Source organism: Staphylococcus pseudintermedius, assembly GCF_001792775.2.
GTDB lineage: Bacteria > Bacillota > Bacilli > Staphylococcales > Staphylococcaceae > Staphylococcus > Staphylococcus pseudintermedius.
Window position 1 is genome coordinate 221,369 of the sequence record NZ_MLGE02000004.1, and the last position, 8,431, is coordinate 229,799.

At 37.5% G+C, this 8,431-nt stretch carries 5 protein-coding genes; 1 reads left to right on the top strand and 4 read right to left on the bottom strand.

Annotated features, from left to right (window positions below; genetic code table 11):
- The 3 genes from BJK46_RS05075 to cyoE all read right to left on the bottom strand — a co-directional run bounded on the left by BJK46_RS05075 (position 1) and on the right by cyoE (position 3,112).
- Positions 1 to 1,068 (bottom strand): CAP domain-containing protein, encoded by a 1,068-nt coding sequence (locus BJK46_RS05075; protein ID WP_065354416.1) that lies wholly within the window; start codon positions 1,066 to 1,068, stop codon positions 1 to 3.
- Positions 1,069 to 1,711: 643 nt separating this feature from the next.
- Positions 1,712 to 2,173, bottom strand: a complete 462-nt coding sequence (locus tag BJK46_RS05080; RefSeq protein ID WP_014614224.1) for a DUF420 domain-containing protein — start codon at positions 2,171 to 2,173, stop codon at positions 1,712 to 1,714.
- 27 nt (positions 2,174 to 2,200) lie between these two features.
- Positions 2,201 to 3,112, bottom strand: coding sequence for a heme o synthase (cyoE, locus tag BJK46_RS05085; RefSeq protein WP_103263523.1), 912 nt, complete (start codon positions 3,110 to 3,112; stop codon positions 2,201 to 2,203).
- A gap of 211 nt (positions 3,113 to 3,323) precedes the next feature.
- On the opposite strand from cyoE, the gene BJK46_RS05090 reads away from it, so the two are divergent.
- On the top strand, positions 3,324 to 4,238 hold the full coding sequence (locus BJK46_RS05090; RefSeq protein WP_015728962.1) for a COX15/CtaA family protein: 915 nt from the start codon (positions 3,324 to 3,326) through the stop codon (positions 4,236 to 4,238).
- Positions 4,239 to 4,375: 137 nt separating this feature from the next.
- Here BJK46_RS05090 and BJK46_RS05095 read toward each other — a convergent pair whose 3' ends face one another.
- A complete protein-coding gene (locus BJK46_RS05095) occupies positions 4,376 to 7,825 on the bottom strand; it encodes a pyruvate carboxylase (RefSeq protein ID WP_096535823.1) in 3,450 nt (1,149 codons plus the stop codon).
- Positions 7,826 to 8,431 lie beyond the last annotated feature (606 nt).

An 8,431-nucleotide genomic window follows, 5' to 3' on the forward strand; every position in this document is an offset into this window, starting at 1 on the left:
TTACGCGTTCTCCCCTTTCTCTAGAAAGATTAACATATAGTATTGGTACTGAACTTCTCCACCCATTTCAACATACTTTGCATTGAGCATACGTGAACGGTGAACATCTGAATTAATCCAACTGTGTACCAACGTAGGGACATCGTTAAAGTTATACCCTACATTCTGAGAAACAGATTGATAGTTAAGTGGTGTTTGTTTCATCAAATTAATCAAATTCTCTTCTGTAAATTCCGTATTTTTTTGATTACCATAATTAAACAAATCAACCGTTGCGACATTTTCAAGCGTATCATTCACTTTTAAAGGTTGACGTTCATTCAGTTGACGCATTTCATTCGTTAATTCGTATAACGTGAGTCGCTCATTCACATTTTGATCTGCAGGACGCGCTCCTTCTTCTGATGCTTCTGTTTCTTGAGACGTCGTTTCTTCATTATTTTGTGCATACGGATTCATATCTGCCAAAGCTTCTTTATCTAAATAGCGTAATCCGAGTACTTTATTTTTTTGTTGATCTATAAACACTTGCGCAAATGTATCATCAAACTGGATTAAAGCTTGTGTTTTAACGTCTTTATCCGATAGTTCGTAATGATACGTTTGTCCATTCACTTTAAATTGAGGCTCTGTATTGATTGAAAATTTATCAAACAAATCGGACGCTTGTTCATTAATTTTAATAGGCCCCGTTAATTTTTCCGTATTTTTGCCCGTCACATAAACAGATTTCACTTTGTCATCTTTAACCGCAAAAATAATATACCGTTTGTCACCTTTATAAATGTATTTACGATAGCCTTGCTGAAAAGAATAAATGCGATCCGGTGTTCCAAATTGTGATGTGATTTGATTAAGTGATTTGCCGATATACGTTCCGACACCACTTTCCAATGGCGGATTCTGCCCCTCATTTTGGTTCACATTTTTAGGCTTTTCTGGTTGTTGATGATTGGCGCGATTTGGGTTTTCTAGTACATCAAATTCAAGTTGAGGGGAATAAAATAAATAGACTAAAAAGCCGACTAATAACAACACCGCTAATACTTTAATCAATTTTCTTCGCATACGTTCCCCCCCTCATTTTCATTATCATTTTATTTCAATTAATATAGATAAAATCGTTCATATTGACTTATCCGACTTTAAAACTCACTTTTCATTATAAAACATTCAACCACTTTGTGAATGGGCAAAGTTAAAAAATAACCAATCCACTGATTTCACTTTATCGTATCACTGTTGAAAAAGACTTTCTACTATTAACAAAATAGACGTCGAAATTTTGTCATACACGCATATCAAACTTCGTCACCTTGTCATATGCTTCAATTGAAGTACAATGACAGTTGAGCTCTAAATGTCAGCACTATATACCTCATACGCTCTATAAATTCTACACATTTAATTAGAATCTCAAAATAGCTTGATGACTGACTTTATAAACAATCCCTTATTTATTCACTATGATTTTTCCAGGTTTTTAAAAGCCTTTTGATTTACAATTAATTGTATGGTTATGGAAACTGTTTAAAGTAAAACATGCGGCTGCGTTTTACCTCTTTTTTGTTTTTAACGGTATTGAGCGAAATTAAAATAGAAAACACTTACTTTTAAATTGGCTCTATTCATATCAATGATTCATCAAATGATTGACTTCAATGTGCAAATAAAAAAGCAACAGAATGATTTCCCATCTGTTGCTTTTTTATTATAAACCAAATGTTGCTTTAATAAGCGACGTCGTTTCGCCACCAGGATAAAGCACATAAAGTAAAATATATACCGCTACACCTGTAATCGCTGTAAAAAACCAAATCACTGATGCGACAGGTCCGATTTTACGGTGAACGCTGTAACGATCTTTTAAACCTGTAAAAATTTGGATTAAACCAAGTACTGCCCCCACTGTTGCTAGTGTAATGTGGAAAACCAAGAAAATCGTGTAATAAACTTTTACTGAATCTGGTCCTCCAAATGCTGTATTACCAATAAAGATAGTACGACTCGCATAAATTGTAAAAAAGACAACTGCGAAAATAGCAGCCCACAGCATCGTTTTTTTATGACGTTCAATTTGACGCTTCCAGATGAGGCGCCAACCGATAGCGACTAAAATGGCACTAATTACAATACAAGTTGTACTTAACGTAGGTAAAATAGGTACATTCATTTTATTCATTCCTCACTCGTAGATCTTCTAAATTAATTGTATTAAAGAAATCACGACAACAAGTGCAAAAAATAGAACAAGATAGTTTAATGAGTAAATAAACATTTTTGTTGCCCATTTTGTTTCATTCGCTGACGATTTAAAACTTGTAAGCCCTAATGCAATCCATCCGACATTCAGTAACGTGGCTAAAACGACGAAGACGACACCTAAATCTTGCATTAAAAATGGAAGTGGTAATAATGCGAACAACCATAAAAACATGCCGACACGTGTGCGCGAAAAACCTTTAACAGATGGTAACATTGGAATACGTGCAGTTGCATATTCATCTTTACGTTTAATTGCTAACGCGTAAAAATGAATGGGCTGCCAACAAAACACAACTAAAAATAATGCCCAGGCCATCAAACTTAAGTGACCTTCAATTGCAACCCAACCGATTAATGGTGGTACCGCTCCAGGCACACTGCCTATCACAGTATTCCATGTCGTATGTCGCTTTGACCAAATGGAATAAAATGAGACATAACCAACGATACCAACGAGTCCGATAACACCTGCTTGCATATTCAACATGAACAATAATATTTCACCAACGACCATCATACCAAAGCTTAATAACAATAAATGACGATCTGAAATACGATTGTTAACAGTTGGTCGATTTTGTTTACTTGGCATTAATTGATCAATATCTTGGTCATAGAAATTGTTCAATGCACATGCTCCGCCCATTACTAACGTAGAACCTATGATCATCACAATAATTTGTGGAATAGCAGCTAAAAATGCATGATGTGTCATGACGATAGCCAACCATGCGCCCGCAAATGATGGAATTAAGTTGCCTTGAACAAGACCTAACTTAATGATTTGTTTCAGCTCTTTATAAGTAATACGACCGGAAGTTTGTGATACAACCTCTGATTTGGACATCAGTTCCCTCCCCCTTAAAATAACATATACATTTATGATATATGAAAGCGTCGTGAATGACTAGGTTAAATAAGAAAAATTTGTGACACTTTAACGACATTCAAAAAACGTCATGATAAATTCACATTTTTTAGTTCAGTTTTTGTTATAATGTGGGTGGTATTGATGAATAGCGATTATTTAACTTTGATACATAATGAGGTGTTTGAGATTGTTTAAAAAGCGAAACCTAAAGTGGCTTGCTGTCGTAACGACGTTGATTATGACTTGGGTTCAGCTTGGTGGTGCACTCGTAACAAAAACAGGTTCTGAAGATGGTTGTGGTTCAGATTGGCCGCTATGTCATGGCGCATTATTACCACAAAACCTACCGATAGAAACAATTATTGAATTGAGTCACAGAGCTGTATCTGGATTATCTGTAATTTTTGTGACATGGCTTGTGATTACATCTTGGAAAAACATAGGGCATATTAAAGAAGTAAAGCCTTTAGGTGTGATTAGCATTGGCTTTTTACTCGTTCAAGCTTTAATCGGCGCTGCTGCCGTCATGTGGCAACAAAATGATTATGTATTGGCACTTCATTTCGGCATTTCCCTTATTAGCTTCTCGTCCGTTTTCGTGTTGACATTAATCATTTTCGACATGGACAAAAAATATGAAGCCAATAAAGTCCATATCCGTAAGCCATTGCAGCGCTATACGTGGTTGATGACCATTGTTGTATATTTAACGATTTATACTGGCGCACTTGTCAGACATACAGATTCAAGTCTTGCATACGGTGCATGGCCATTACCATTTAACGATATTGTGCCTCATGATGTACATGACTGGGTTCAACTGACACACAGACTGATGGCGATGGTAGCGTTTTTCATCATTATGTTCACGTATATCCATGCAGTCAAACATTATCCAACAATGAGAACGATTCACTACGGTTATACAGTGAGCTTTATTTTAATTATTTTACAAGTTTTAACAGGGGCACTCTCTATCGTGACTAACGTGAATTTAATCATCGCTTTACTTCATGCGTTATTTATCACGTTACTGTTCGGTATGATTAGCTATTTCATCTTGTTAATCCTACGTACGAATCGTGGAGATCAACAAGCTTAAAATGATACAAGTTTTAAAAGACATCAAACAGCAAAAATCGTTGTTTGATGTCTTTTTGATTGCTTTGTTATTCGGGTTTCCATATCCTGGATAAAATAATAAATGTCGGTTTTATCGTTAATCTTCCAAATTTACCTCTATACTTCTGGTTCAATTTCAATGAGTAAATCTTGGGTTTCGACGCTATCGTTTGCAGCCACATAAATTTTTGAAATCGTTCCTTTAAACGGCGCTTGTACTGTTGTTTCCATCTTCATTGCTTCACTAATAATGAGTGATTGCCCCGCTTCAACTTGATCTCCTTCAGCGACATTTACTTCAATAATCGTACCCGGCATTTGTGCACCGATATGGTTTGGATTGCTCTTATCTGCCTTCATTTTCGCTAAATGGGACGTTTGAATATTTTCGTCTTTCACTTGAATACGACGCGCTTGACCATTCATATCAAAGAATACAGTACGCACACCATTTTCATCAGGTTCTGTAATGGTTTTCAACTCAACGATTAAAATTTTACCTTTATCAATTTCGATTTGAATTTTCTCGTTGTTACGCATACCGAAGAAGAATGTTGGTGTATCTAACTTTGAAACATTGCCAAACATTTCATAAGTTTGCATATATTGTTCGTACACTTTTGGATACAATGCATAGCTGATTAAGTCTTGTTCCGTCACTTGAGCTTGTTGCTTTTCTTGTAATTCTTCGCGTAAAGCTTCGAAATCAATCGGTGCTAAATATTCACCGGGACGTGCAGTTAATGGTTGTTGGCCTTTTAAAATGACCCGTTGCAATGTCTCGTTAAATCCATTCACTGGCTGACCAATATCGCCTCTAAAGAAAGAGACCACAGATTCAGGGAAATCTAACTTATGGCCTTGCTCAATTACAGACGTTTCATCCAATTCATTTTGTACCATGTAGAGCGCCATATCGCCGACTACTTTTGATGATGGTGTCACTTTCACAATATCACCGAAGAGGAAGTTGACACGTCGGTACATGTCTTTCACTTCACTGAAACGTTCACCGAGTCCTAAACTTTTCGCTTGTTGTCGTAAGTTAGAATATTGGCCCCCTGGCATTTCATGTTGATAAATTTCTGTATGTGGCGACTTCATATCACTTTCAAAATCACTATAATACGGACGTACTGCATCCCAATAATGCGAAAGTGTTTCATGGCCTTCAATATCCATACGAATATTACGTTCAAAGCCACTCATGGCATAATACAATGAATTGCTACTTGGTTGACTTGTTAAACCTGACATTGCCGCAACTGCCGTATCAATGACGTCAACGCCCGCTTCGATTGCTTCTTTATAAGTGAGGATTCCGTTACCGCTCGTATCGTGTGTATGAAGGTGAATCGGCAGGTCAACAGCTGCTTTCAATTCACCGATTAACTCATAGGCGGCTCTTGGTTTCAATAATCCTGCCATATCTTTAATCGCTAACATATGGAAACCTTCACGCTCTAGCTCTTTCGCGAGTTTTACATAGTAGTCCAACGTATAAATATTAGAACGTTCAGGATTTAAAATATCACCTGTATAACAAATCGTTCCTTCAGAAATTTTACCGGCTTTTTGGACTGCTTCGTTAGCGACTTTCATTTGTTCTAACCAGTTCAATGAGTCAAATATTCTAAAGACGTCGATCCCTGCATCGGCACTTTCCGCAATAAACTTTTGAATGACATTGTCAGGGTAATTGCGATAACCGACTGCATTAGAAGCACGTAATAACATTTGGAATAACACATTCGGAATGGCTTTTCTTAATTTTTCGAGACGTTCCCATGGATTTTCTTTCAAGAAATTATAGGCGACATCAAACGTCGCGCCACCCCATAATTCAAGTGAGAAGTTATCTTTCATCACTTGTGCAGTTTCTGGGGCAATTTTGAGTAAATCATGCGTTCTCACACGTGTTGCGAGCAAAGATTGATGTGCATCACGGAATGTCGTATCAGTGAGCAATACGTCTTCTTGTGCTTTCACCCATGCTGTTACGGCATCAGGCCCTTTTGCATCAAGTAATTGTTTCGTACCACTTAATGAAGCAATCGCCTTCGTATCTGTCGTCGGAATATGAGGTTTCTCGAAATGAGGCTTCGGTCTTTTTTCAACACTTGGAAAGCCGTTAATTGTTACATTCCCGATATATTCTAACGTTTTTGTACCTCTATCACGTGACGTTTTAATTGTGAATAACTCTGGTGCCTCTTCTAAAAATTTCGTCGTGTAATCACCCGAAGCAAACTTGGCATGTTGAATCACATTACGTAAAAATGGAATATTCGTTTTCACACCACGAATACGCATTTCTTGAAGGGAGCGTGCCATTTTTTCTCTTGCTTCTTTATAACTGATTGCATGCGTAGACACTTTAACGAGTAGTGAATCGTAATACGGTGAAATTTCTGCCCCTTGGAATGCATCGCCAGCATCTAAACGGACACCGAACCCTCCACTCGATCGGTAGGCCACGATACGCCCTGTATCCGGCATGAAATCTTGCGTTGGATCTTCAGTCGTAATACGGCATTGAATTGCGTAACCTAACGTGCGAATATCACTTTGTTGCGGCATTGCAATCGCGTCGTCATGTAATAACTGGCCATCTGCAATCAAAATTTGTGTTTTAACAATGTCGACGCCCGTAATCATTTCCGTAATGGTATGTTCAACTTGTACACGTGGATTCACTTCAATAAAGTAAAATTCGTTGCCAGAAACTAAAAATTCAACCGTTCCTGCATTCACGTATTGAATTTGGCGCATTAAATCGACAGCCGCTTCACAAATTTGTTCGCGCAAATTATCTGGTAAGCTGACTGATGGGGCTACTTCAACCACTTTTTGATGACGGCGTTGAACCGAGCAGTCTCTTTCATAAAGGTGAATGATGTTGCCCGCTTCGTCACCCATCACTTGTACTTCAATATGTTTTGGTTGATCAATAAATTTTTCAATATACACTTCACTATTGCCAAATGACTTTTCTGCTTCAGATTTAGCACGAGTGAACGCCTCTTGTAATTCAGATGGTTCTCTGACGATACGCATCCCTTTACCGCCACCGCCACTTGTTGCTTTAATCATCAACGGAAAGCCGGCTTTTTCCGCAAACGTTTGTGCCTCTTCAAATCCTGCCACAGGGCCATCTGTACCTGGAATCACAGGCAAATCAGCTTTAATTGCAGTGGCACGTGCTTTCACTTTATCCCCAAACATATCTAAATGTTCGACATGTGGACCGATAAAAACAATTCCCTCTTCAGCACAGCGTTGAGCAAAGTGCATATTTTCACTCAAAAACCCATAACCAGGGTGGATGGCATCAACATTTGCCTCTTTAGCAACTTTAATGATCTGTTCAATATTCAAATAACTTTCTGCTGGACCTAAGTTTTCACCGACTAAATAAGACTCGTCCGCTTTATATCGGTGTAATGACCCCATATCTTCCTTAGAATAAATAGCTACCGTTTTAATATTCAATTCTGTTGCGGCTCGAAAAATTCGAATGGCAATTTCACCGCGGTTAGCGACTAATAATTTATGTATACGCTTCATGAAGTGAACCTCCTTAATAGTGGGAAAATTCTAAAAATACAATCTCTATTATATCAATAAATGAGGTGTGATTAAAAGATTCTGGTGTAAAAATGATTTTAAATTTGAAATCAAAAACAACCAATGTGATAATAATATTTTATCATTTATAATAATTTAAACTAATGATTCATATTGTATCTATATTTTTTGATGATGTCAAAGGTTATACTGTATTGTCTTTTTTAACGTGACAACTCTGTCTCCCCCTTTTTCACTATACGCATGTCCAATTTCAAATTCTCGACAAAGGGCTTGAAGCAATGAGTTGTTATCCTTCTCCGTTCGCGGTATCGTTTGTATTTTGTCATCCTTCATCAATCTTTCCACAATTATGTCTATCCTAAATCCCCCTGTTACATGTTCTTTAGTATTAATGATAAGTTCGTTATTAGAAATTTCAGAATTTTGATGGTTGTATTATCCCTTTTCGAATCGAGTAGGAGAATAGTCATTAATTGACTACTCGTCCTCTCACACCACCGAGCGTACGGTTCCGTACTCGGCGGTTCAATATCTTGCGTAAGCCAACTCTGCAAGCTGGGCTAATGGTATTAATCCCCACTT

Excerpts from the sequence above, each read along its gene's own strand:
- cyoE (WP_103263523.1), bottom strand. The coding sequence starts at position 3,112 with ATGTCCAAATCAGAGGTTGTATCACAAACTTCCGGTCGTATTACTTAT.
- BJK46_RS05075 (WP_065354416.1), bottom strand. The coding sequence starts at position 1,068 with ATGCGAAGAAAATTGATTAAAGTATTAGCGGTGTTGTTATTAGTCGGC.
- BJK46_RS05080 (WP_014614224.1), bottom strand. The coding sequence starts at position 2,173 with ATGAATGTACCTATTTTACCTACGTTAAGTACAACTTGTATTGTAATT.
- BJK46_RS05095 (WP_096535823.1), bottom strand. The coding sequence starts at position 7,825 with ATGAAGCGTATACATAAATTATTAGTCGCTAACCGCGGTGAAATTGCC.